The organism is Caulobacter soli, assembly GCF_011045195.1.
GTDB lineage: Bacteria > Pseudomonadota > Alphaproteobacteria > Caulobacterales > Caulobacteraceae > Caulobacter > Caulobacter soli.
This window is the reverse complement of sequence record NZ_CP049199.1, coordinates 1,533,184-1,556,939: the sequence shown is the minus strand read 5'-3', so window position 1 is coordinate 1,556,939 and position 23,756 is coordinate 1,533,184. Positions and strand designations below refer to the sequence as shown.

At 68.0% G+C, this 23,756-nt stretch carries 21 protein-coding genes; 12 read left to right on the top strand and 9 right to left on the bottom strand.

What is annotated here, in order from left to right; all coding sequences use genetic code 11:
• Positions 1 to 380: 380 nt before the first annotated feature.
• Complete coding sequence (locus tag G3M62_RS07610; RefSeq protein ID WP_165185964.1) at positions 381 to 2,006, top strand: inorganic phosphate transporter; 1,626 nt, start codon at positions 381 to 383, stop codon at positions 2,004 to 2,006.
• Positions 2,007 to 2,067: 61 nt separating this feature from the next.
• On the opposite strand, the gene ppk2 is transcribed toward G3M62_RS07610, so the two are convergent.
• Entirely contained in the window at positions 2,068 to 2,994 is a 927-nt protein-coding gene (gene ppk2, locus G3M62_RS07605; RefSeq protein ID WP_165185962.1) for a polyphosphate kinase 2, read from the bottom strand.
• 198 nt (positions 2,995 to 3,192) lie between these two features.
• Here ppk2 and plsY point away from each other — a divergent pair, with 198 nt between their 5' ends.
• The 4 genes from plsY (at position 3,193) to G3M62_RS07585 (ending at position 8,192) form a co-directional block, all read left to right on the top strand.
• The gene (gene plsY, locus G3M62_RS07600) at positions 3,193 to 3,840 is read left to right on the top strand and encodes a glycerol-3-phosphate 1-O-acyltransferase PlsY (protein WP_165185961.1); all 648 of its coding nucleotides are present in this window, start codon (positions 3,193 to 3,195) and stop codon (positions 3,838 to 3,840) included.
• Positions 3,837 to 4,940: a DNA-processing protein DprA gene (gene dprA, locus G3M62_RS07595; protein WP_165185959.1), complete on the top strand. Its 1,104-nt coding sequence runs from the start codon at positions 3,837 to 3,839 to the stop codon at positions 4,938 to 4,940. The genes plsY and dprA overlap by 4 nt, the downstream gene beginning before the upstream one ends.
• A 163-nt stretch (positions 4,941 to 5,103) precedes the next feature.
• Positions 5,104 to 7,794 carry a type I DNA topoisomerase gene (topA, locus tag G3M62_RS07590; RefSeq protein ID WP_165185957.1) on the top strand — a complete coding sequence of 897 codons (2,691 nt, stop codon included), beginning with the start codon at positions 5,104 to 5,106 and terminating at the stop codon, positions 7,792 to 7,794.
• A gap of 32 nt (positions 7,795 to 7,826) precedes the next feature.
• Positions 7,827 to 8,192: a hypothetical protein gene (locus G3M62_RS07585; protein WP_165185956.1), complete on the top strand. Its 366-nt coding sequence runs from the start codon at positions 7,827 to 7,829 to the stop codon at positions 8,190 to 8,192.
• A 50-nt stretch (positions 8,193 to 8,242) separates the two neighbouring features.
• Here G3M62_RS07585 and G3M62_RS07580 read toward each other — a convergent pair whose 3' ends face one another.
• Both G3M62_RS07580 and G3M62_RS07575 read right to left on the bottom strand, forming a co-directional pair.
• Positions 8,243 to 8,992: a glucose 1-dehydrogenase gene (locus G3M62_RS07580; protein ID WP_165185954.1), complete on the bottom strand. Its 750-nt coding sequence runs from the start codon at positions 8,990 to 8,992 to the stop codon at positions 8,243 to 8,245.
• A 131-nt stretch (positions 8,993 to 9,123) separates the two neighbouring features.
• Positions 9,124 to 9,426 carry an ArsR/SmtB family transcription factor gene (locus G3M62_RS07575; RefSeq protein WP_205691955.1) on the bottom strand — a complete coding sequence of 101 codons (303 nt, stop codon included), beginning with the start codon at positions 9,424 to 9,426 and terminating at the stop codon, positions 9,124 to 9,126.
• A gap of 76 nt (positions 9,427 to 9,502) precedes the next feature.
• On the opposite strand from G3M62_RS07575, the gene rnr reads away from it, so the two are divergent.
• Positions 9,503 to 11,833, top strand: a complete 2,331-nt coding sequence (gene rnr / locus G3M62_RS07570; protein ID WP_165185951.1) for a ribonuclease R — start codon at positions 9,503 to 9,505, stop codon at positions 11,831 to 11,833.
• 24 nt (positions 11,834 to 11,857) lie between these two features.
• On the opposite strand, the gene G3M62_RS07565 is transcribed toward rnr, so the two are convergent.
• On the bottom strand, positions 11,858 to 13,153 hold the full coding sequence (locus G3M62_RS07565; RefSeq protein ID WP_165185949.1) for an amidohydrolase: 1,296 nt from the start codon (positions 13,151 to 13,153) through the stop codon (positions 11,858 to 11,860).
• 137 nt (positions 13,154 to 13,290) lie between these two features.
• Here G3M62_RS07565 and G3M62_RS07560 point away from each other — a divergent pair, with 137 nt between their 5' ends.
• From G3M62_RS07560 to rpmG, 3 genes are all read left to right on the top strand, one after another.
• A complete protein-coding gene (locus G3M62_RS07560; RefSeq protein ID WP_165185947.1) occupies positions 13,291 to 14,019 on the top strand; it encodes an NUDIX hydrolase in 729 nt (242 codons plus the stop codon).
• 151 nt (positions 14,020 to 14,170) lie between these two features.
• Positions 14,171 to 14,635 carry a DUF6265 family protein gene (locus G3M62_RS07555; RefSeq protein WP_165185946.1) on the top strand — a complete coding sequence of 155 codons (465 nt, stop codon included), beginning with the start codon at positions 14,171 to 14,173 and terminating at the stop codon, positions 14,633 to 14,635.
• An 81-nt stretch (positions 14,636 to 14,716) separates the two neighbouring features.
• A complete protein-coding gene (gene rpmG / locus G3M62_RS07550) occupies positions 14,717 to 14,884 on the top strand; it encodes a 50S ribosomal protein L33 (protein ID WP_010920317.1) in 168 nt (55 codons plus the stop codon).
• A 68-nt stretch (positions 14,885 to 14,952) separates the two neighbouring features.
• Here rpmG and G3M62_RS07545 read toward each other — a convergent pair whose 3' ends face one another.
• Positions 14,953 to 15,525, bottom strand: coding sequence for a hypothetical protein (locus G3M62_RS07545; RefSeq protein ID WP_165185944.1), 573 nt, complete (start codon positions 15,523 to 15,525; stop codon positions 14,953 to 14,955).
• A 158-nt stretch (positions 15,526 to 15,683) separates the two neighbouring features.
• On the opposite strand from G3M62_RS07545, the gene G3M62_RS07540 reads away from it, so the two are divergent.
• Entirely contained in the window at positions 15,684 to 16,466 is a 783-nt protein-coding gene (locus tag G3M62_RS07540; RefSeq protein ID WP_165185943.1) for a glutaminyl-peptide cyclotransferase, read from the top strand.
• Between the two features lie 169 nt (positions 16,467 to 16,635).
• On the opposite strand, the gene G3M62_RS07535 is transcribed toward G3M62_RS07540, so the two are convergent.
• Positions 16,636 to 18,000 (bottom strand): PleD family two-component system response regulator, encoded by a 1,365-nt coding sequence (locus G3M62_RS07535; protein WP_165185941.1) that lies wholly within the window; start codon positions 17,998 to 18,000, stop codon positions 16,636 to 16,638.
• A 6-nt stretch (positions 18,001 to 18,006) separates the two neighbouring features.
• Positions 18,007 to 18,375, bottom strand: coding sequence for a cell-cycle response regulator DivK (gene divK / locus G3M62_RS07530; protein ID WP_029916211.1), 369 nt, complete (start codon positions 18,373 to 18,375; stop codon positions 18,007 to 18,009).
• Between the two features lie 123 nt (positions 18,376 to 18,498).
• Between divK and G3M62_RS07525 the strand changes: the two genes are divergently transcribed.
• Complete coding sequence (locus G3M62_RS07525) at positions 18,499 to 19,146, top strand: HAD family hydrolase (protein ID WP_165185940.1); 648 nt, start codon at positions 18,499 to 18,501, stop codon at positions 19,144 to 19,146.
• Positions 19,147 to 19,159: 13 nt separating this feature from the next.
• Complete coding sequence (locus G3M62_RS07520) at positions 19,160 to 20,419, top strand: DNA polymerase IV (protein ID WP_165185938.1); 1,260 nt, start codon at positions 19,160 to 19,162, stop codon at positions 20,417 to 20,419.
• Between the two features lie 146 nt (positions 20,420 to 20,565).
• Here G3M62_RS07520 and rodA read toward each other — a convergent pair whose 3' ends face one another.
• Together rodA and mrdA are read right to left on the bottom strand one after the other, a co-directional pair.
• Positions 20,566 to 21,723 (bottom strand): rod shape-determining protein RodA, encoded by a 1,158-nt coding sequence (gene rodA, locus G3M62_RS07515; protein WP_165185936.1) that lies wholly within the window; start codon positions 21,721 to 21,723, stop codon positions 20,566 to 20,568.
• Positions 21,720 to 23,753, bottom strand: coding sequence for a penicillin-binding protein 2 (gene mrdA / locus G3M62_RS07510; protein ID WP_165185935.1), 2,034 nt, complete (start codon positions 23,751 to 23,753; stop codon positions 21,720 to 21,722). The genes rodA and mrdA overlap by 4 nt, the downstream gene beginning before the upstream one ends.
• Positions 23,754 to 23,756: the final 3 nt, after the last annotated feature.

Sequence of the window (23,756 nt, the reverse complement as noted above, 5' to 3'; positions counted from 1 at the left end):
AGCCTGTCACCGCTCGCCTGTTGTTCCGCCGACCCTCACGTCACGTCGTATCTGTGTTCCAGGCCCGACCGGCACCAGAGACGCAAGGTTTGATCCTGCCCTTACGCACGCGGACAAGAACCGCCGACAGAGCTTCTCGCTCGATCGCCCCTCGCCGCCGCATCGGTCGCTGGCCATGCGCCCTTTCCCTGCGTCGAGGTGGGTACAGGATACGGGCGGTTTGGACGGTGAGGACAAGATCGGGTCGAGAAAGTTCAGAGCCTTGAAATCGCTGAATTCTGTCCGCGGTACGCTGAGCGCAAGTCACTTGCCCCGCCCCCATCATCGGACTGTCACGGCTCGCTCCTAACCTCGCCTCACCTCAAGCGAAGGTGTGCAGCATGACCGCGATCGACGCCCCCGCCCTGCCCCCAACCACCGCCTCGGGCCGACCCGACCTGGACAAGGGGTTAGGAACCGCCGGCAAGCTGGGCATGGGGGCGGCGGTCGTCACCGCCCTGCTCTACGTGGCCTGGAGCGTCTATTCCGACGCCACCTCGGCCGGGGTCAGCGCCGTCGCCTTCCTGCCGTTCGCCCTGCTGTTCATCGCCCTGCTGATCGCCCTGGGCTTCGAATTCGTGAACGGCTTCCACGACACCGCCAACGCCGTGGCCACGGTGATCTACACCAACTCGCTGCCCGCCAACGTGGCCGTGGTCTGGTCGGGCTTCTTCAATTTCCTGGGCGTGCTGTTGTCGACCGGCGCGGTGGCCTTCGGGATCGTCTCGCTGCTGCCGGTCGAGCTGATCCTGCAGGTCGGCTCCAGCTCGGGCTACGCCATGGTGTTCTCGCTGCTGCTGGCGGCGATCGCCTGGAACCTGGCGACCTGGTTCTTCGGCATTCCCTCGTCCAGCTCGCACACCCTGATCGGCTCGATCATCGGGGTCGGCGTGGCCAACGCCATGATGCACGGGCGCAGCGGCACGGCTGGCGTCGACTGGACCAAGGCCACCGACATCGGCAAGGCGCTGCTGCTGTCGCCGCTGATCGGCTTCGGCGTCGCGGCGCTGCTGTTCCTGGCCGCCAAGCTCCTGATCCGCAACAAGGCCCTCTACAGCGAGCCGACGCCGGGCGTCGCGCCGCCGCTGTGGATCCGCGCCCTGCTGATCTTCACCTGCACCGGCGTGTCGTTCGCCCACGGCTCCAACGACGGCCAGAAGGGCATGGGCCTGATCATGCTGATCCTGATCGGCACGGTGCCCACGGCCTATGCGCTGAACCGCGCCGTGCCGCCCGCCTACACCGCCCAGTTCGAGACCGCCTCGACCGGCGCCGCCGGGGCGCTGGCTCCGCACGGGGCCGGCTCGGCCCCGGGCGTGTCGCCCGCCGCCGCGCGCGTCTCGGTCACCCGCTACATCGCCGAAAAGACCCTGGCCCCCGACACCGTCCCGGCGGTCGCGGTGCTGATCACCGACATCAACCGCCAGGTCCAGGACTACGGCTCGCTGGCCCAGATCCCCGCCGCCGCCGTCAGCAACGTGCGCAACGACATGTACCTGGCGTCCGAGGGCCTCAAGCGCATCGCCAAGGAGCCCTCCCTGCACCTGGCCGCGCCCGAGAAGAAGGCGCTCGACACCTATCGCGGTGCCCTGGACAAGGGCACGCGCTTCATCCCCACCTGGGTCAAGGTGGCCGTCGCCTTCGCCCTGGGGCTGGGCACCATGGTCGGCTGGAAGCGGATCGTGATCACCGTCGGCGAGAAGATCGGCAAGACCCACATGACCTACGCCCAGGGGGCCTCGGCCGAGCTGGTGGCCATGGGCACGATCTTCGCCGCCGACAATCTAGGCCTGCCGGTGTCGACCACCCACGTCCTGTCGTCGGGGGTGGCGGGAACCATGGCCGCCAATGGCTCGGGCCTGCAGATGTCGACCCTGCGCAACATGCTGGCCGCCTGGGTGCTGACCCTGCCGGTGTCGATCCTGCTGGCGGGCGGGCTCTATTTCATGCTGTCGCACCTGTTCTAGGGCGAAGCTCTGTCGATCCGCTCATCCCTGGCAAACGCCGGGATGAGCGGAGAGAAAAGGCTCAGCCCTTGATGTCCCCATAAACGTCCGGAACGAACATCTCGGCCGGCACCGGGGCGCGGTTGTAGTCCTCGTGGCGGATCCGGTCGGGCAGTTGCACCGCCGGATGTTCGACCGGCCCGTACGGGATCTGGGTCAGCAGGTGGTTGATGCAGTTGAGCCGGGCGCGCTTCTTGTCCACGGCCTCGACCACCCACCACGGCGCTTCCGAGATGTGGGTGCGCTCCAGCATGATCTCCTTGGCCTTGGTGTAGGCCTCCCAGTTGCGGCGGGATTCCACGTCCATCGGGCTCAGCTTCCACTGCTTGAGCGGATCGTGGATGCGCATGTTGAAGCGGAATTCCTGCTCCTCGTCGGTGATCGAGAACCAGTACTTGATCAGGATGATGCCCGACCGCACCAGCATCCGCTCGAACTCCGGAACCGAGCGATAGAACTCCTCGCACTCCTCGTCCGTGCAGAAGCCCATCACCCGCTCGACCCCGGCGCGATTGTACCAGCTGCGGTCGAACAGCACGATTTCACCGCCGGCCGGCAGGTGCGCGGTATAGCGCTGGAAGTACCACTGGGTGCGCTCGCGCTCGTTGGGAGCCGGCAGCGCGGCCACGCGGCAGACGCGGGGGTTCAGGCGCTGGGTGATCCGCTTGATCGCCCCGCCCTTGCCGGCCGAGTCGCGACCTTCGAAGATCACCACCACCTTCAGCTTCTGGTCCTGCACCCAGTCCTGCAGCTTGACCAGTTCGCCCTGCAGGCGGAACAGCTCCTTGAAATAGACCCGGCGGTCCAGCTGCTCGCGTTCCGGATTGTCCTCCAGATCGGCCAGCATGTTTTCCAGCCGCTGGTCCATCTCCAGTTCCAGCTCTTCGTCGAAGTCGTCGGCGATCGCCTGTTGGATGCGCCCTAGGGCGGTCTGGCCATCGAAGCTCATGGGCTTTCTCCGTCGCGTGCTCGCCCAGAGCAAAGCGCCGGGATGTGACAACCGTGCGAGGGCCGCCCACACCCGAGCTTGGGGAAAACGATGTGGTGGCCGCCGACGGCTCCGCTATAAAAGCCGAAACAGGCGTTTTCGCCCTTGCCATGGCCCAGCTTCGCCGGGCAGCTTCACCACATCCATAGGTCGTAACTCGTGCAAGATCTCGCCCAAGCCGTCTACCTGACCCTCGGCCTCACGATCCTCGGCGGCTATCTGCTGGGGTCGATCCCGTTCGGCCTGATCGCCACGCGGCTGGGCGGGGCCGGCGACATCCGGCAGATCGGCTCGGGCAATATCGGCGCGACAAACGTGCTGCGTTCGGGTCGCAAGGACCTGGCGGCCATCACCCTGATCGGCGACGCCGGCAAGGGCGTGGTGGCGGTGCTGCTGGCCCGCTGGCTGACGCACGGCAATCCGGCGATCATCGCCCTGGCCGGCGGCGCGGCCTTCACGGGCCACCTGTTCCCCGTCTGGCTCAAGTTCAAGGGCGGCAAGGGCGTGGCCACCTTCTACGGCGTGCTGCTAGCGGCCTGCTGGCCGGTGGGCCTGCTGGCCGCCGTCACCTGGCTGGCCGTGGCGGCGATCTTCCGCATCAGCTCGCTGGCCGCCCTGGTCGCCGCCGCCTTCGCCGCGCCGTTCGCCCTGGCCACCGACCAGCCCTATCCGTTCCTGGGCCTGTGCCTGTTCATGGCGGTGCTGATCTTCATCCGTCACAAGGACAATATCGGCCGGCTGCTGAAGGGCCAGGAGCCCCGCATCGGCAAGAAGAAGACGGCTGAAGCGCCGCCGCCAGCCGCATGACAACACGGGGCCTGTCGGACGGCGAGCGCCTGGCCTGGCTGAGGCTGGCGCGCACCGAAACGGTTGGCCCCGTCGCCTTCGACCATCTGCTCCAGCGGTTCGGCTCGGCCGAACGCGCCCTGATCGCCTTGCCCGACCTGGCCCGCCGCGCCGGCCGCGCCGCGCCTCTACGGCCACCGCCCGAAGACGAGATCCTGCGTGAACTGGACAGCGGCGACCGGCTCGGCGCGCGGCTGATCTGCGCCTGTGAACCGGACTTCCCGCCCCGCCTAGCCGCCCTGGACCCACCACCGCCGGTGCTCTGGGCCTTAGGCCGTCCCGAACTGCTGTCCCAGCCCAGCCTGGCCATCGTCGGGGCCCGCATCGCCTCGGCCGGCGGCCAGCGCTTCGCCCGCCAACTGGCGACCGAGCTGGGTCGGCACGGCTATGTGGTGGTGTCGGGCCTGGCGCGCGGCGTCGACGGCGCGGCCCACGAAGGCGCCCTGGCGACCGGCACGGTGGCGGTGCTGGGCGGCGGGGTGTCCGACATCTACCCGCCCGAGCACGCCGCCCTCCACGCCCGCATCGCCGGCGAGGGCGGCTGCATCGTCAGCGAAAGCGCGCCCGATCGCCGGGCCATCGCCAAGGACTTCCCCCGGCGCAACCGCATCATCTCGGGCCTGTCGCTGGGCGTGATCGTGGTCGAGGCCGAACTGAAGTCCGGTTCACTGATCACCGCCCGCCTGGCCGCCGAACAGGGGCGCGACGTGTTCGCGGTGCCCGGCTCGCCCCTCGATCCGCGCGCCAAGGGCCCCAACGACCTGATCCGCCAGGGCGCGATCCTCTGCGAAGGCGTCGAGGACGTGCTGCGTTCGCTGTCAGGCCAAGTCCACCTGCGCGAGCGCGAACGGCCCTACACGGCCGAGGACGACGGCGCCGACATCGACCACGACGCCCTGCGCGAGGAAGTGGCTCGCCTCCTCTCCCCCACGCCCGTCTCCCGCGACGAACTGGTCCGCGCCACCCGCGCTCCAACCTCGGCGGTGATGGCGGCCCTGGTGGAGCTGGCCCTGGCCGAGCGGGCCGAACTGCTACCGGGCGGGATGGTGGCGGAGGCCTAGCGGAAGCCCAAATATTCCTCTCTCTATAGAGAGAGCCATCAGCCAAATGCGCCGTCAGCCACGGCCGCCGTTGACAGACCCCTGGCGCCGCCCCCACTTTCCGGCCCTCGCCGCCCGGGTTCCATCGGGGGACGAACCCAATTCCCAGGCGCCAAAGGTCCTAATGAACGTCGTCGTCGTCGAGAGCCCGGCCAAGGCCAAGACCATCAACAAGTATCTCGGGTCCGACTACAAGGTTCTCGCCTCGTACGGTCACATCCGCGACTTGCCGTCCAAGGACGGGTCGGTCGAGCCCGACAACGACTTCGCCATGAGCTGGGAAGTTGACGGCAAGGCCACCAAGCGGGTGAGCGACATCGTCGACGCCCTGAAGGGGGCCGACCGCCTGATCCTGGCCACCGACCCCGACCGCGAAGGGGAAGCCATCAGCTGGCACGTGCTGGAAGTGCTGCAGAAGAAGAAGGCGATCAAGGACAAGGTCGTCCAGCGCGTCACCTTCAACGCCATCACCAAGTCGAGCGTGCTGGAGGCCATGGCCAATCCGCGCGACATCGACATGGAGCTGGTCGAGGCCTATCTCGCCCGCCGCGCCCTGGACTATCTGGTCGGCTTCACCCTCTCGCCCGTCCTGTGGCGCAAGCTGCCGGGCAGCCGCTCGGCCGGCCGCGTGCAGTCGGTCTGCCTGCGCCTGATCGTCGACCGCGAGTTGGAGATCGAGCGCTTTAAGACCCAGGAATACTGGACCGTCGAGGCCGACGTGTCGGCCGGCGCCGAGCCGTTCCTGGCCCGCCTGGTCAAGCACGAGAACAAGAAGCTCACCAAGTTCGACCTCAACAACGAGACCTCGGCCCTGGCCGCCCGCGCCGCCGTGCAGAAGGCGGTCTTCAAGGTCGCCGCCGTCGAGAAGAAGCCCGGCAAGCGCTCGCCCGCCCCGCCCTTCACCACCTCGACCCTGCAACAGGAAGCCTCGCGCAAACTGGGCTTCTCGGCCCAACGCACCATGCAGGCCGCGCAGAAGCTGTATGAAGGCATCGACATCGGCGGCGAGACCGTCGGTCTGATCACCTACATGCGGACCGACGGCGTGTCGGTCGAGCCGGAAGGCATCGCCGAGGCGCGCAGCGTGATCGGCAATGTCTACGGCGCCTCCTACGTCCCCGAGACCCCACGCTACTACAAGGCCAAGGCCAAGAACGCCCAGGAGGCCCACGAAGCCATCCGCCCGACCAGCCTGAGCCGCAACCCCGGCTCGCTGCGCCTGGAGCCGGATCTGGGCCGCCTGTACGAACTGATCTGGAAGCGGATGATCGCCTCCCAGATGGAGAGCGCCCGCATCGAGCGCACCACCGTCGACCTGGAAAGCGCCGACGGCCAGACCGGCATGCGCGCCACGGGTCAGGTCGTGCTGTTCCCCGGCTACCTGGCCGTCTACGAGGAAGGCCGCGACGACGAGGGCGACGAGGACAGCGCTCGCCTGCCGATGATCGAGGAAGGCGCCGCCGCCAAGGTGCTGGACGCCCGCGCCGATCAGCACTTCACCGAGCCGCCCCCGCGCTATTCGGAAGCCAGCCTGGTCAAGAAGATGGAAGAGCTGGGCATCGGCCGCCCCTCGACCTACGCCTCGGTCCTGACCGTGCTGCGCGACCGCGACTACGTGAAGATGGAGAAGCAGCGCTTCGTCCCCGAGGACAAGGGCCGCCTGGTCACCGCCTTCCTGGAGCAGTTCTTCCGCCGCTATGTCGAGTACGACTTCACCGCCGCGCTCGAAGAGCAGCTGGACCTGGTGTCGGACGGCAAGCTGGACTGGAAGCAGTTCCTGCGCGACTTCTGGAAGGACTTCGCGGCCGCCGTCGGCGAGATCGCCGAACTGCGCACCACCAATGTGCTCGACGCCCTGAACGAAGCCTTGGGCCCGCACATCTTCCCGGACAAGGGCGACGGGTCGAACCCGCGCGCCTGCCCGACCTGCGGCACCGGCCTGCTGTCGCTGAAGACCGGCAAGTTCGGGGCCTTCATCGGCTGTTCGAACTATCCCGAATGCCGCTTCACCCGCCAGCTGGCCACCAGCGAGGGCGAAGGTGAAGCCGAGGCCGCCGACAAGGAGCTGGGGATCAATCCGGCGACCGGTCGCGCGGTGTGGCTCAAGAACGGCCGCTTCGGACCCTATGTCGAGGAACTGGCGGCGGTCGACAGTGGCGACAAGCCCAAGCGCTCCAGCCTGCCCAAGGGCTGGATCGCGGCGGCGATCGACCTGGAAAAGGCCCTGCGCCTGCTATCCCTGCCCCGCGAGGTCGGCGCCCACCCCGATGACGGCAAGACCATCACCGCGGGCCTGGGTCGCTTCGGGCCGTTCGTGCTGCACGACGGCACCTACGCCAACCTCGAAAACCCCGAAGACGTCTTCGACATCGGCCTGAACCGCGCGGTGGCCCTGCTGGCCGACAAGCGGGCCGGCGGCGGGCGTCCGCAGCGTGGCCAGGCGGCCGCCCTGGCCGAGCTGGGCAACCACCCGGAGGACGGCAAGCCGATCCGCGTGCTGTCGGGCCGCTTTGGTCCCTACATCAAGCACGGCGACACCAACGCCAACGTGCCCAAGGGCGCCGACCCGGCGGCCCTGACTCTGGAAGAAGCCATCGCCCTGATCGCCGACCGTGTCGCCAAGGGCGGCGGCGGCAAGAAGCCGGCGAAGAAGGCGGCCGCCAAGAAGGCTCCTGCCAAGGCCCCCGCCAAGGCGAAGGCCGCCGCGGCGACCGATGGGGCGGCTCCGGCGAAAAAGGCTCCGGCCAAGAAACCGGCGACAAAGAAACCGGCGGCGAAAAAGCCCGCCGCAAAGAAGGCCAAAGCCGAGGCGTGACGCGCCTCGGCAGTTGGAGTTAAGCTGCGCTCATGACGTCGCTCGAACGCCCTCTGCCGCTGCCTGTCGTGGTCGTGATCCTGTCGGCGATCAGCGTCGGCGGCTTCGCGTTCGGCCTGAAGGGCGCGCTGGACAAGACCGACCATCAGGCGGTCTCGACCGCGCCCCTGGCCGAGGTCTCCGGCGTGCCGGTGCGCGAGGCGACCCCGATGGTCGCCGAGATCGCGCCGCCGCCTCCGCCTGTCGTCGAAAAGCCCAAGCCGGCCGAGGTCGAGACCGCGCCGGCCGAGGAAGCCCCGGTCGTCGAGGCCCCGCCCTCGACGCCGCCGCCTACTGAAAAGAAGCAGGACGTTCCCCCGCCTCAGGCCACGCCGCAGCGGATCGAGGATCTGTACTGAAGGACCGCGCCGAGCGGCGCAGCAACGACGCTCGGCCCGGCTTCTACCGGTTAGCGGTTGCCGCCGGACACGGCGATGATCTCACCGGTGATCCAGAAGCTTTCGGGCGAAGCCAGGAACACCGCCACCGGCGCGATGTCCGACGGTTGGCCCATGCGGCCCAGCGGGGTCTGGGCGATCATCTGGGTCTCAAGATCGCTGCCGATAATGCCCATGGTGTGCGTGCCCTCGGTCTCGACGGAGCCGGGCGAGAGACTGTTGACCCGGATCTTGCGCGGCCCCAGCTCTTTGGCCAGCACGCGCGTGATGGAATCCACCGAAGCCTTGGTCGCCGTGTAGATCGAGGCGGTCGGGATATCGACCGTGGTGGCCGCCGAGCTGATGTTGATCACGCTGCCGCCGTCCGGACCAAAGCGCTTGGCCGCCTCCCGGGAGGCCAGCAGCACGCCCAGGACGTTGGTGTCGAACTGGCGGCGGTACTCGGCTTCGGTCACCTCCTCGATGGGCAGGAAGGCGTAGACGCCGGCGTTGTTGACCAGGATGTCGACGCCGCCGAAAGCTTTCTGGGTTTCGTCGAACAGACGGATCACCTCGCCCTCCTTCGCCACCGAGCCCTGGACGGCGATGGCCTTGCCGCCAGCGGCGGTGATCTCGGCCACCACCTTGTCCGCGCCCTCGCGGCTGGACGCGTAGTTGACCACCACCGCCGCGCCTTCCGCGGCCAGGGCCTTGGCGATGGCGGCTCCGATACCCTTGGACGCGCCCGTGACGACGGCGGTCTTGCCCGAAAGCTTGCTCATGATCTCTCTCCGTTCGGCCCATTGGCCGGTCGCCTTCAGCGGCGAACACTTCGATACTTAGATAATGATCGAAGTAATTCAACGGACGGAACCGCGAGATTTTTCGCAAGCGGGGTCAGATTTCGGCGGGGTCAGATTTCGGAGAGCTGGGCCAGATAGGCGTTCAGGACGTCGCGCTGCAGGACCAGGAAGGCGAACCTGCCCTGCCGACAGATGCGGATCAGCCCGGCCGTCTCCAGCTCCTTCATGTGGTGCGAGAAGGTGGCGGCGCTGACGGCGACGTGCTGGGCCACCGCGCCGCAGGGCGTGGGCTCACTGGCGGCGCCGACTTCCTTGAGGATCTGACGGCGGCGCGGTTCGGCCAGGGCCTTGGCGATCAGGTTCACCTGACGTTCGTCCAGCACGGTGCGCGGTGCGTCTTCCATGGCCCCCATATGCGATGCGGTGGCCCTGGAAGCAAATCGGGCCGGCGATGACGACATCCCGGCCGCGACACGCTAGACCTGCGTCATGGCCAAACCGCGCTCGCCCAAGTCGTCCAAGTTCCCCGCCGCCTCGAAAGGCGCGAAAGCGCCCAAGCCGCCCGCCGGCCTGCCGGACCGCGAGACGCTGATCGCCTTCCTGCGCGACGCCGGCGAGAGCGGCAAAGCCGACATCGCCCGTCATTTCGGCCTGAAGGGCGCGGACCGCCGGGCCTTGCGCGAGATGCTGCGCGCCCTGGAGGCCGACGGCAGCCTGGGCAAGCGCGGACGCCGGGGCTTCGCCGAGGCCGGCGCCCTGCCCCCGGTCGGCGTGGTCGACGTGGTGGAACGCGACGCCGACGGCGACCTCTATGTGCGGCTGACCAAGGGCGGCGAGGATTTGCCGCAGGTGCGCCTGGCCCCGGGCAAGGGCGAGGCCGCCGGCGGCGCGCCGGGCATGGGCGATCGTCTGCTGGTCCGCTTCGAGCAACTGGAAAGCGGCGAGACCGAGGCCCGGCTGATCAAGCGCCTGGGGCAGAGCGCCCATAAAGTGCTGGGCGTCATCCGCAAGCATCGCCGCGAGACCCGCGTCGAGCCGGTCGACCGCAAGTCCAAGGAAAGCCTGCTGATCGACAACCAGGCCGCCGAGGGCCTGAAGGACGGCGACCTGGTTCTGGCCCAGGTCAGCGGCGCCGGCGCCCGCTACGGACCCAAGTTCGGCAAGATCCTGGAAGTGCTGGGCAGCGAGGACGATCCGCGCGCCGCCTCGCTCATCGCCATCCACAGCCACGGCATCCCCACCGGTTTCAGCGAGGAGGCCGAGGCCGAGGCCGGCGCGGCCAAGCCGCCGACGCTGGAGGGCCGCGACGACCTGCGCGACCTGCCGTTCGTGACCATCGACCCCGTCGACGCCCGCGACCACGACGACGCCGTCTACGCCCATCCCGATCCGGAAGCGTCCAATGTCGGCGGCTGGGTGGTCTGGGTGGCCATCGCCGACGTCGCCGCCTATGTGCGTCCCGGCTCGGCCCTGGACCGCGACGCCCGCGAGAAGGGCAACAGCGTCTACTTCCCCGACCGGGTGGAGCCGATGCTGCCCGAGACCCTGTCCAACGGCCTGTGCAGCCTGCGTGAAGGCGAGAACCGCGCCACCCTGGCGGTGCGGATGGTGTTCGACGCCCAGGGCCGCAAGAAGAGCCACAAGTTCGTGCGCGGCCTGATGCGCAGCGCCGCCAAGCTGTCGTACGAGCAGGCTCAGGCCGCCATCGACGGAGTCGCCCCGCCCGACGGCCAGGACGCCGACAAGGCCGGCCCGCTGCTGGACCCGATCCTGCGCCCCCTGTGGGCGGCCTTCCGCCTGATGGGCAAGGGCCGCGAGGCGCGCTCGCCCCTGGCCATCGAGAGCGACGAGCGCCGCATCATCATTCGCGAGGGCGAGATCCAGTCGATCACCCGCCGCGCCAGCCTCGAGGCCCACAAGCTGATCGAGGAGATGATGATCCAGGCCAACGTCTCGGCCGCCGAGACCCTGGAAGCCAAGCGCATGCCGCTGATCTACCGGGTGCACGACACGCCCAGCCAGGAAAAGGTCATGAGCCTGACCGAGTTCCTGCAGACGCTGGAGGTCAAGTGGTCGAAGGGCGAGGCCCCGACCACGGCGCGCTTCAACAAGTTGCTGGATGACACCCGGGAAAGCCCGCACGCGGCGATCATCAACGAGGTGGTCCTGCGCACCCAGATGCAGGCCCACTATTCCAGCGACAACCTGGGCCACTTCGGCCTGAACCTGGCCAAGTACGCCCACTTCACCAGCCCGATCCGCCGCTATGCCGACCTGATCGTGCACCGGGCCCTGATCCGCGCGCTGAACCTGGGGGACGACGGCCTGACCGACCAGGACATCAGCCAGATCAAGGACACCGCCGAGGTCATCACCCACGCCGAGCGCCGGGCCATGGCCGCCGAGCGCGACGCCACCGACCGCTACATCGCCGCCTTCCTGGCCGACCGGGTGGGCGCGACCTTCACCGGACGGATCACCGGGGTCACCCGCTTTGGCCTGTTCGTGAAGCTGGACGAGACGGGCGCCGACGGCCTGGTGCCGGTCTCGACCCTGGGCGAGGAATATTTCATCCACGACGACCGCATGCACGCCCTGGTCGGCGAACGTACCGGCAAGCGCTTCCCCCTGGGCCTGGCGGTCGAGGTCAAGCTGCGCGAGGCCACGCCGGTGACGGGCGGGCTGCTGTTCGAGATGCTGACGGATGCGCTGCCTGCCGATCCGAAAGCGCCGCGGCCGAGGCTGGGCGTGCGGGGCAAACCGGCGATCAAGCCGCGCGGCGGCCTGCCCAAGGGCGTGCGACGCGGGAAGCGTAAGTAACGCCCTCTCCCCTCCGGGAGAGGGTTATTTCCGCTCCAGATAATCCAGCGCCAGCAGCACCTCGGCCTTCACGCCGGTTTCGAACACCGCCTCGTCGACGTCAAAATACGGCGAGTGGTTGGCCGGGGCCGTCGCGGCCGGCACGTTCGCGGGACGCCCGCCCAGCTGGACGAACACCGCCGGGATCTTCTCGCCGTAGCGGGAGAAGTCCTCGGCCCCCGTCACCAGGGCCGCCTGGTCGTCGACCTTGCCGGGTGAGGCCTGCTCCAGCACCGGCTTGACCCAGGCCGACAGGGCCGGGTCGTTGTAGGTGACCGGATAGGGCTGGGTGAACACCGCCTGGGCTTTCGCGCCATAGCGGTCGCCGATGGCGGCCACGGCCTTCTGGACCTTGTCGATCACCTCGGCCCGGCGCTGCGGATTGAAGGTTCGCAGGGTGCCGGTCATGGTCAGGTCTTCGGGGATGATGTTGTTGCGCACCCCCATGTTGATGGTCGCCACGGTCAGCACGGTGGGCGAGGCGCCGACGTCGACCTGGCGCGCGGCGATCTGGTTGAAGGCCTGGACGATGTCGGCCGCGACGCTGGCCATGTCGACGCCCGCCCAGGGCCGCGCGCCGTGGGTCTGCTTGCCCTTGACCGTGATCGTCATGCGGTCCGAGCCGGCATAGAAGCCGCCGGCCCGGTAGTTCAGGGCGTTGGCGTCGCCGGGACCGATGTGCAGGCCGAAGATGGCGTCGACCTTGGGATGGTCCAGGGCGCCGTCGCGGATCATCAGGCCCGCCCCGCCCTCTTCGCCGGCCTGGGAGCCCTCCTCGGCCGGCTGGAACAGCACGACGACCGTGCCGGGGATCTGCGCCTTCATGCCCGCCAGCACCGTCGCCGCGCCCAGCAGCATGGCGATATGGGTGTCGTGGCCGCAGGCGTGCATGACCGGCAGGGTCTTGCCTTCCCACTGCGCCGTGACCTTGGAGGCGAACGGCAGGCCGGTCTTCTCCTCGACCGGCAGGGCGTCCATGTCGGCGCGCAGAGCCACGACCTTGCCGGGCTTGCCACCTTTCAGCACCCCGACCACGCCGGTGCGGCCCACGCCCTCGCGGACCTCGAAGCCCAGAGCGCGGAGCTCCTTAGCCACCAGGGCGGCCGTGCGGACCTCCTGGTTGCCCAGCTCGGGATGCTCATGGATGTCGCGCCGCCAGGCCACGACCTTGGGCTGGACGGCCTTGGCGGCGGCGGCCACCTGGGCTGTGGAAGGTGCGGCGAGCGCCGGCCCTGCCAGCAGAGCGGCGGCCAGAGCCAGCCCGGAAACCCTTGCGAACATGCCCGTCCCTCGATTCCTGAAATCCCCGGCGCGAGCTTGGGCGGGTCAGCGCATGACGGTCAAGCGCGTCCACGATAACGGCCTCCCTGCCGCTACGGATGGCTGGCGCCGCCGCGACTCGGGTCTAATCTCCTGGCATGGACGAGCCGATCGACGCCAAATTCGACACCCGCAACGACGGCGACGTCCGCGACGCCGGGGCCGGCGTGCTGAAGCCGCGCCACGCCGCCACCCTGATCGTGGTTCGCGACGACCGACCCAAGCCCCAGATCCTGATGGGCCGCCGCAATCGGGGCCTGGCCTTCATGGCCGACAAGTGGGTGTTCCCGGGCGGCCGGGTCGATCGCGGCGACTACGCCGCGCCCAGCGCCAGCGAGCTGTCGCCGGACCTGACCGCGCGGCTCTCCGTCGAACCGCGTCACCCCACCCCCGCCCGCCTGGCCCGCGCCCTGGCCCTGGCGGCGGTGCGCGAGACGTTCGAGGAAACCGGTTTGCTGCTGGCCCAGAAGGCGCCGGCCCGGCCCGCCGCCGGGGCCTGGCGACCGTTCCTGGCCCAGGGCGCCCTGCCCGACCTGGCGCCGCTGGCCTTCGTCGCCCGGGCCATCACACCGCCCTATCGCACCCGCCGCTTCGACGCCCGGTTCTTCATGGCCCCCGCCAGCGCCCTGCTGAGCCTGGAGCGCCAAGCCGACTGCGGCGAGCTGGACGAGATCGGCTGGTTCGACTTCGACGCCGCCCGCGAACTGGACCTGCCCAACATCACCCGCTTCGTCGTCTCCGAGGTCGCCCAGCGCCTGGCCGCTCCCGAACGCCCGGCTCCGTTCATGCGCTTCCTGCGTGGGGCGCGGCAGTTGAGTTATCTGTAAGGCTCGCGGGTCCGCCCTCGTCCCCAAAGGTGTTTTGGCGGCAAGCTCAGGATGGGGGCTACTGTAATGCCGAGCCATCATTTGAAATCCTCATCCTGAGCCTGTCGCCAAAACACCTTTGGGGACGAGGATTTCGCAGCACGAGGCCGCCATGTTCGCCCTGATCCTCGCCGCCCACCTCGCCGCGTCACCCGTCCCCAGCGTACCTCCACCGCTCGTCATCCTCGGCGGGCGACTGGCCGGATGTTGGGAGCAGACGCGTTCGCACAGGCGGATCGTGGAGCAATGGATGCGCCCCGACGGAGGCCTCATGCTGGGAATGAGCCGCACCACAAGCGACGGCCATCCGCCCGAATATGAATTCCTGCTGATCCGCGAGACCCAGACCGGTCTCGACTATGTCGCGCGCCCGTCAGGCCAAGCGGAAGCAACCTTCCGCCTCAAAACCTTCGAGCCCGATGCGGCGACGTTCGAAAACCCATCCCACGACTTTCCTCAGCGCATCATCTACAGATGGACCGACAAGGACACGATGGTCGCCCGGATCGAGGGTCAAATCGGCGGCCGGGCAAAGAGCGTCGATTTCCCCTACAAACGATGCGAGACCGGCAATTGACTTTGCGCCGCCGGTGAGTATGTTCCGCGCCTCTTATTTCGACCGCGTAGGGACCTGCGCGACCATCGCAGGGATTCGACCATGGCCAAACCGGCTTCCATCAAGATCCGCCTGAACTCGACGGCGGACACCGGCTTCTTCTACGTGACCAAGAAGAACGCCCGCACCAAGACCGAAAAGATGGTGCTGAAGAAGTACGATCCGGTCATCCGCAAGCACGTCGAATTCCGCGAAGGCAAGATCAAGTAGGTCTGCTTTCACGATTGACGCATTGAAAAAGCCCGGCGGCGACGCCGGGCTTTTTTGTTTCAGGTCGCCTAGGGCGCCGCCGGAGAGCTGCGAGCCAGACGCACCCTGTCGAGTTCCTGCTGGGTCAGGTTGGCCATTTCGCGGAAGATCCGCAGGCTGCACCACAGGTAACCCCACATGAATCCGGTGGCGAACAAGAAGATGATGGCGGCTCCGGACGCGACCGTCGCCCCGGGCTTGTCGATCTGGTCTCCAACCATCTGGAACAGGACCTGAAGCCGATCGATCAGCGTACCCAGCTGCACCAGGGTCGCACCGATGATGATCTTCGTCAGCCAATCGGACACCTGCTCAAGGTTGGTATTGGGCAGCATGCGGCTGGAGTCAGCCTGAGGATCGGCCTGAAACCGTGGAACCCCGAACAGAAAGCCCAGCACGCTTCCGCTTAACCACGCGGCGCAGCCCACCAAAAACAGGATGCTGAAGGTCTTGGCTAAATCCCCCACGGCGTAGGCGTAGATCGCGCTCAGCACGCCTCCGGCGGTGAAGGCGACGATAGCCATCTGCTCCCAGAAGGAGGATTTTTCGGTCAACAGGCCGAGGACCTTTACGTGCTTTTCGGTATCGTGGCTGTCAGTCATCGGCTTTCCCCCTCTCGCCATAGTGGAGCAGGCGACAAACTCGCGCAACAACGTTATCCGACGAACGGCCTCCGCGTTCCAAGTCAAGCATGTTGCCAATCGGCGGTTTTCGCCCGCGCCGTCTTGTTTTCGCCGTCAGGGAAAGGCCTAGCTGGGCCATGCGTCGACTCCCGCTTCCGTCCCTCTGGCTGGCCGCTGCTCTCGTGCTTGGCGCCTGTTCGCCATCGGCGCCCGCACGCGCCGCCACGCCGGTCTACGGCTACCAGGTGGTGCGCACCTATCCCCACGATCCCAACGCCTTCACCGAGGGCCTCTTTCTGCGCGACGGCTTTCTGTACGAGAGCACCGGGCTGGAGGGCGCCTCGTCGATCCGCAAGATCGTGCTGGAGACCGGTAGCGTCGAGAACGAGCGCTCGATCTCCAGCCAGTTCTTCGGCGAGGGCATCGTCGACTGGAAGGACAAGCTGATCGAGCTGACCTGGAAGAACCAGGTCGGCTTCGTCTACGACCTCGACGACTTCGAAGCGCGGGGTGAATTCAGCTATGCCGGCGAAGGCTGGGCCCTGACCCGTGACGACAAGCGGCTGATCATGAGCGACGGCACCGCGCGCCTGCGGTTCCTGGATCCGGAGACCCTGAAGGAGATCGGCGGGATCACCGTCACCGACCAGGGCCGGCCGGTGGACCAGCTGAACGAGCTGGAATGGGTCAAGGGCGAGATTCTGGCCAATATCTGGCAGACCGACCGCATCGCCCGCATCGACCCGGCCACGGGCAAGGTGACGGGCTGGATCGACCTGACAGGCCTGCTGCCCGCGCAGGACCGCGCCCGCGCCGACGTGCTGAACGGCATCGCCTATGACGCCAAGGCTGACCGGTTGATCGTGACGGGAAAGCTGTGGCCGCGACTGTACGAGATCAAGCTGGTCGCGAAGCACTGACCTCCCATAATCCGCTCATCCCGCGAATGCCGGAACCCAGATGGAATAGCGGTGTGGTTGACGCCAACAGCGCCGAGCTCTTCCAATCAGCCACTCAGCTTTAGGATCTGGGTCCCGGCATTCGCCGGGATGAGCGGGGTTTTGGATTGGCTTGCGAGCCAGGCGAAGCCTAAGCCGCCTTGCCCACCACGGCGTTACGGCCGGACTTCTTGGCCTCGTACACCGCCTCGTCGGCCCGCTTGAGCAGGGTTTCGGGGGTGTCGCCCGCGCCGCTGGTGGCCGAGACGCCGATCGAGATGGTCACGGTCAGCAGTTCGCTGCCATGGGCCACGCGAAACGGCGAGCCGGAGACGTGCATGCGGATCCGCTCGGCGATGCGCAGGGCGTCGGCCAATTGGGTGTCGGGCATGATCACCGTGAACTCCTCGCCGCCATAGCGGCAAGGGAGGTCGATGGCGCGGACGTTCGAGGCCAGGCGCAGGGCGAATTCGCGCAGCACCTCGTCGCCGACGTCGTGGCCGAAGCCGTCGTTGATCTTCTTGAAGTGGTCGATGTCGATCAGCAGGGCCGCGACAGGGTCGCCGCCCAGGGCCGCGCGCTTGACCAGCGAGTCGAGCTGGCCGGTCATGTAGCGACGGTTGTGCAGGCCCGTGAGCTGGTCGGTGACGGCCAGTTCCAGGCTGTGGTCGAGGTTCTGGCGCAGATAGTCGGTGTAGCGCTTGCGCTGGATCTGGGTCTTGACCCGGGCGGCCAGTTCCTGCGGGTCGATGGGACGCGGCAGGATGTCGTTGATGCCGATCTCCAGCGCCTTGACCAGGCGCGGGCGCTCGTCGGGATCGACCATGGCCAGGATCGGCAGGTGGCGGGTGCGCTCGTCCGAGCGCAGGCTGGCGGCGAAGCGCAGGCCGTCGAAGCCCTTGGCGGCGGCGTTGATGATCACCAGGTCGACCGGACCGCCGGCGCTGATCTGGGCCTTCACGGGGTCGGATTCGATGACCGGACGATGCTCGACGCCCAGTTCGGCGGCCACGCGCTGGGCCTGGCGTTCGTTGTCGTCGACGATCAGAACCCGGCCGCCCAGGCCGTCCAGGCGCGAGGCGGCGCCGGCGATCACGCCCATGCGGCGGCCCGAGGCCTCGCGCTGGCGCAGTTCGTCGATCACCAGCTTGAAGCGGGTCAGGCTGCGCACGCGGGCGAACAGCATGACGTCGTCGATGGGCTTGGTCAGGAAGTCCGAGGCGCCCGCCTCCAGGCCCTGGATGCGGTCGGCGCGACCGTCCAGCGCCGTGACCAGCACGACCGGGATGTGGCGGGTGGTCGGGTCTTCCTTGAGTTTCTTGCAGACGGTGAAGCCATCCATGCCGGGCATCATCACGTCCAGCAGGATCACGTCGGGCAGCTCGGCGGCCGCCAGGGTCAGGGCCGTGGGGCCGTCATAGGCGACGGAGACCTGATAATACTCGGCCGAAAGCTTGGCCTCGAGCAGGCGGACATTGGCCTCGATGTCGTCGACGACCAGGATGCGCGCGCTCACGGGCCCTTACCTTTCCAGCAGACGGCGGATGGTGTCGAGGAAGTGCGACACCGAGATGGGCTTGGAGATATAGGCCTCGCACCCGCCCTCGCGGATGCGCTCCTCGTCGCCCTTCATTGCAAATGCCGTAACCGCGACCACCGGTATATGTGACAGATCGTCGTCCTCCTTGAGCCACTTGGTGACTTCAAGGCCGGAGATTTCGGGCAGCTGGATGTCCATCAGGATCAGGTCCGGACGGTGCTCACGGGCGATCGACAACGCCTGCAAACCCTCGCGGGTCTGCAGGGTCTCATAGCCCTGGGCTTCGAGCAGGTCATGAAAGAGCTTCATGTTCAGCTCGTTATCCTCGACGATGAGGACCTTCTTCGTCATCCTGACCCCGACCATTCCGGTCCGTGGCGGTGCGTAAGGGATTCGCGCCGCTTCTGGATTCCAGATCGCACGAATATCCTTAAGCCCGCGCTAATCGCGTTTTACCTCGGCCAATCGCAGATCATGGAACCCAGTTTTTCAGACCTTCAGGCCTGCACCGTGCGCCCCGACGCGCCGCTGGTCATCGTCGACGTGGACGAGGTGCTCGCGCGCTTCATGCATGGCTTCGGAACGTTCATCGGGCGCCATGGATTCGAGCTGCGATTCGACCGCTACGCGCTGTTCCAGAACATCTATCGGCCGGGCGAGGCCGAGCACCTGGACCTGATCGCCGGCCGGGCGCTGTTCAACGACTTCTTCCGTGACGGGGCCGACGACCTGCTGCCGGCCGAGGGCGCGGCCGACGCCCTGGCCGACCTGTCGCGCCGGGCCGACGTGGTGATCCTGACCAACGCCCCCGAACACGGCCGCCAGTCGCGCGCCAAGTGGCTGAAGACCCACGGCTTCGACTATCCGCTGGTGATCAACAGCGGCCCCAAGGGCCCATCGGCGGCCGACCTGGCCGGGCGCACCACCGGTCCGTCGGTGTTCATCGACGACCTGCTGCCGCAGCTGGATTCGGTGGCCGAGAGCGCGCCCCGCGTGAACCGCTTCCAGATGGTGGCCGACGAGCGCCTGCGCCCCCTCGCGCCTTCCGATCCCGAGCGCCACGTCCGCATCGACCTGTGGCCGGACCTGAAGCTGGCCATCGAGCGCAAGCTGTTCCCGTGAAGAGCCCCCTCCCTTGAAAGCGTTATGCCGCGACTGCCTGGCGACGGGCGAGACCAAGGTCTCGCGCTGTCCGGCCTGCGGCTCGCCGCGCGTGATCTTTCACGAGGAGCTGGGCCAGCTGTCCATGGCCCACATGGACTGCGACGCCTTCTACGCCTCGGTCGAGAAGCGCGACGATCCGTCGCTGCGCGACAAGCCGGTGATCGTCGGCGGCGGCAAGCGCGGCGTGGTGACCACGGCCTGCTACATCGCCCGCATGAGCGGTCCGCGCTCGGCCATGCCGATGTACAAGGCGCTGAAGCTGTGCCCCGAGGCCGTGGTCATCAAGCCCAACTTCGCCAAGTACAAGCACGAGAGCCGGCGGATCATGGCCAAGCTGGAGGCCCTGACGCCCCTGGTGCAACCGCTGTCGCTGGACGAAGCCTGGATCGACCTGTCGGGCACCGAGCGCCTGCACGGCGCGCCGCCGGCGGTGATGCTGGCCCGCGTGCAGAAGGAGATCGAGGCCGAGGTCCAGATCACCGTCTCGATCGGCCTGGCGCCCAACAAGTTCCTGGCCAAGATCGCCTCGGAGCTGGACAAGCCGCGCGGCTTCTCGGTGATCGGGGCGGTAGGCGTCGAGGCGTTCCTGGCCTCCAAGCCGGTGTCGATCCTGCCAGGCGTCGGCCCCGCCACCGTGGCGTCCCTGGCCTCGGAAGGCTTTCGCACCGTCGGCGACATCGCGTCAGCCGACCTCAAGCAGCTGATCAAGGTGCTGGGCTCGAGCGGTCTTCGCCTGCACCACCTGGCCCACGGCCGCGACACGCGGCTGGTCGATCCCGACCAGGAGCGCAAGACGATCAGCGCCGAGACCACGTTCAACGACGACCTCTATGAGCGCGAGCAGCTCGAGGACGAGCTGTGGCCGCTATGCGAGAAGGTCGCCCGCCAGGCCCGGGCCGGCGGGGTGGCGGGCCGCGTGGCGACGCTGAAGCTGCGCACGCCGGACTTCAAGGTCCACACCCGCCGCCGCACCCTGCCCGTGCCGATCCAGACCGCCCGCACGCTGTTCCAGGTGGCCCGCGAGCTGCTGGCGGCCGAGCCCCGCGGCCTGCACTACCGCCTGATCGGCGCGGGCCTGACCGACTTCGTGCCCGCCGAGGGCGCGGCCGACGACTTCTTCGCCGGCGACGAGCGCAAGACGCTGAAGAGCGAGACGGTGATCGACGGGCTGCGGGGGAAGTTCGGGGCCGGGGCGGTGATGAGCGGCAGGGCGTTGAAGGGGAGCAAATAGTCTCTTCCCTCCCCTTTATGGGGAGGGTGGCGGCGAAGCCGACGGGTGGGGTCTGCTGACTCCAGACACCCTGCACCGATCCCCACCCGACCCGCTACGCGGGCCACCCTCCCCGCAAGGGGGAGGGACAGGATCGACGCTCCTGACTACATCAGCGAACCCTTGCCGCTGGTCACTTCCGTATACCTGTGCACCCGCACCGCCTGCACAAGCCCAAACCCGACCATGACCGTCAGCATGACGGTGCCGCCGTACGACAGCATCGGCATCGGCACGCCCACCACCGGGGCCATGCCCATCACCATCGCGCCGTTGATCAGCACATAGAGGGCGAAGGTCGCCGTCACCCCGGCCGCCGACAGCCGGCCGAAATGGCTGTGGCTGATCGAGGCGATGCGCAGGGCCATGAAGATCGCCACGCCGTACAGGAACAGCACGCTGACGCAGCCGACGAAGCCGAACTCCTCGGCCAGGGTGGCGAAGATGAAGTCGGTCTGCTTCTCGGGCAGGAAGTTCAGCTGGCTCTGTGAACCTAGCCCCAGTCCCTTGCCCAGCAGGCCGCCCGAACCCAGGGCGATCTTGGACTGCATGATGTGGTAGCCGTTGCCCGACGGATCCTTCTCCGGGTCCATGAAGGTCAGGATCCGGTTGCGCTGGTAGTCGTGCAGCACGAAGAAGATGAACGGCGGCAGGGCCGCCAGCGCGCCGACGATCCCGACGATGATCAGCCGCAGCGACAAACCGGCCAGCACCATGACCGCCAGGCCCGGCAGGGCGATCAGCATCGCCGTGCCCAGGTCGGGCTGGTGGGCCACCAGCAGCACCGGCACGCCGATCAAAGCGGCAGGGATCAGCAGCTTCCACGACAGCCGCGCGCTGTCGGCCGACAGGCCGTGATAGTAGCGGGCCAGGGCCAGCACGACGCCCAGCTTCATGATCTCGGACGGCTGGAAGCGCACGGGTCCGACCGCCAGCCAGCGCTGGGCGCCCAGCGAGGAGTCGCCGACCAGGGCCACCGCCACCAGCAGCAGCAGTCCGACGCCGTAGACCGGATAGGCCAGGCTGAACCAGACCCGCAGGTCGACCATGGCCAGGGCGATCATCATGATGAAATAGACGCCGAAGCGCAGCAGGTGCTTGTCGGCCCACGGCTCCCACGAGCCGCCGGCGATCGAGAACAGCATCAGCGCGCCCGAACCGGCGATCAGGCACAAGACCAGACACAGGGTCCAGTCGATCTCCATGAACTTGATGATGGGCCGGTCGCGTTCGCCGGGCCGGCTGAGGCCGCCGCTGAGGGTCATCGAGGAGCTCCGGGAACGGGAGGCGCGGGAACGATTGGGGTGGCGGGCGGCGCGCCCAGGGTCGGATCGTCGGGCGCGGCGCCCTCGACCGATCCGTCGGGCGCGGCCTCGACCGGCTCAGGCGGCAAGGGCATGGGCCGCTCGATGCGGGCGCGGACCTCGGGGTCCTTCAGCAGCGCCACGCGCATCACTTCGCGGGCCCGGGGCGCGCCGGCCGTGGCGCCGCCCAGGCCGCCGTGCTCGACGATGACGGCGACCGCGTAGCGCGGGTCGTCATAGGGCGCGAAGGCCACGAACAGGTTGTGGTCCTTGAGCTTCCACGCGACGTTGGTGCTCTTGCGGTCGGCGACCTTGTCATAGCTGCGGACCTGGGCCGTACCGGTCTTGCCGGCCATCTTGACGTCGCCCAGGCCCAACTGGCTCTGGCGATAGGCGGTGCCGCGCACGTCGTTGGCCACGGCTTCCATGCCGCCGCGCACATAGGCCAGGTGCTCGGGGGTGAACGGCAGGTCGGGCACGGCCGCGCCGCTGGGCTGCTCGACGCCGCCCACCGACTTGATCAGGCGAGGATTAAGCGCCTTCTTGCTGTTGGCTAGGCGCGAAACCATCACCGCCAACTGCAGGGCGTTGACGCTGAGCGCCCCCTGCCCGATCCCGTAGCTGGGGGTCTCGCCCGGAAACCAGATCTGGTTGGCCGGATTCTTCTTGTTGGCCCGCTTTTTCCATTCGCGGTCCGGCACCAGGCCCTTCTTCTGGCCCGGAATGCCGATGTCGAACGCCTGGCCGAAGCCCATGGCCCGCGCGGCGGTGGCGATGGCGTCGGGGCCGATCTTCAGGGCGGTCTGGTAGAAGTAGATGTCGCACGAGTTCTTGATGGCCTCGTGCATGTTCTGCGAGCCGTGGCCGCGCTTTTCCCAGCACCGCCAGGTCCGGCCGCCATAGTACCAGCTGCCGCCGCAGCTGACGCGGACCTCGGGATCGACGCCGGCGGTCAGGGCGGCCAAGCCGACCGTAGGCTTGAAGGTCGAGCCGGGCGGGAAGTTGCCACTCAGCGCCTTGTCCAGCAACGGCTTGCGCTCGTACTCGGCCAGGGCCTTGTACTCAGGACCCGACAGCCCCTTCACGAAGCGGTTGGCGTCGAAACTGGGGGCCGAGACCATGGCCAGCAGGTCGCCGTTGCGCACATCCATCACGACGATGGCGCCGCTTTCGTCGCCCATCACTTCCAGAGCGCGGTTCTGGATGTCGGCGTCCAGGGTCAGGCGCACTTCCTTGCCGGGCGTGGGCGGAATGTCGCCCTCGGGGTCCAGGCGCACGACGCGGCCCTGGGCGTCGACCTCGGCCTTGGTCGCGCCGGGGCGGCCACGCAGCTCGCGGTCCAGGGCCTTTTCGACGCCCTGCTTGCCGATCCGGAAACCGGGGTGATGCAGCAGGTCCTGGTCGGGCTCGTTCTTGGCCTTTTCCAGGTCGCGGTCCGAGACCTTGGCGACGTAACCGATCACGTGGGCGAAGGCCCCGCCGAACGGATAGACCCGCACCTCGCCCATGTCGGCCGTCACGCCGGGCAGCTCGGGCGCGCGGATGTTGACGCGGGAGAACTCCTCCCAGGTCATGTCTTCCATCACCGCCACCGGGGCCTTCTTGGGCGCGCGGGCGATGTCCTTGAGCAGGCGGGCGCGGCGCGTGCCGTCGATCGGCACCAGCTTGGACAGATCATCGAGGGTGGCCTCGATATCGAAGTCCTTGGAGTCCTTGCTGACCATCAGCCGGAAGTTCGGACGGTTCGAGGCCAGGGCCACGCCGTTGCGGTCCAGGATCAGGCCGCGCGGCGGGGGCGTCAGGCGGTAGTTGAACTGGTTGCCGGCCGAAAGCTTCTGGTAGCGCTGAGCCTCGACCAGTTGCAGCTGGGCCAGGCGTCCGCCCAGGGCCAGCAGACCGCCGCCGGCCAGGCCGCCCATCAGGAACGCGCGGCGGTGGAACACCCCCTGCCGCTCGTTGACCTCGAAAAAGAAGATTGACGGCTCGCTCATGGC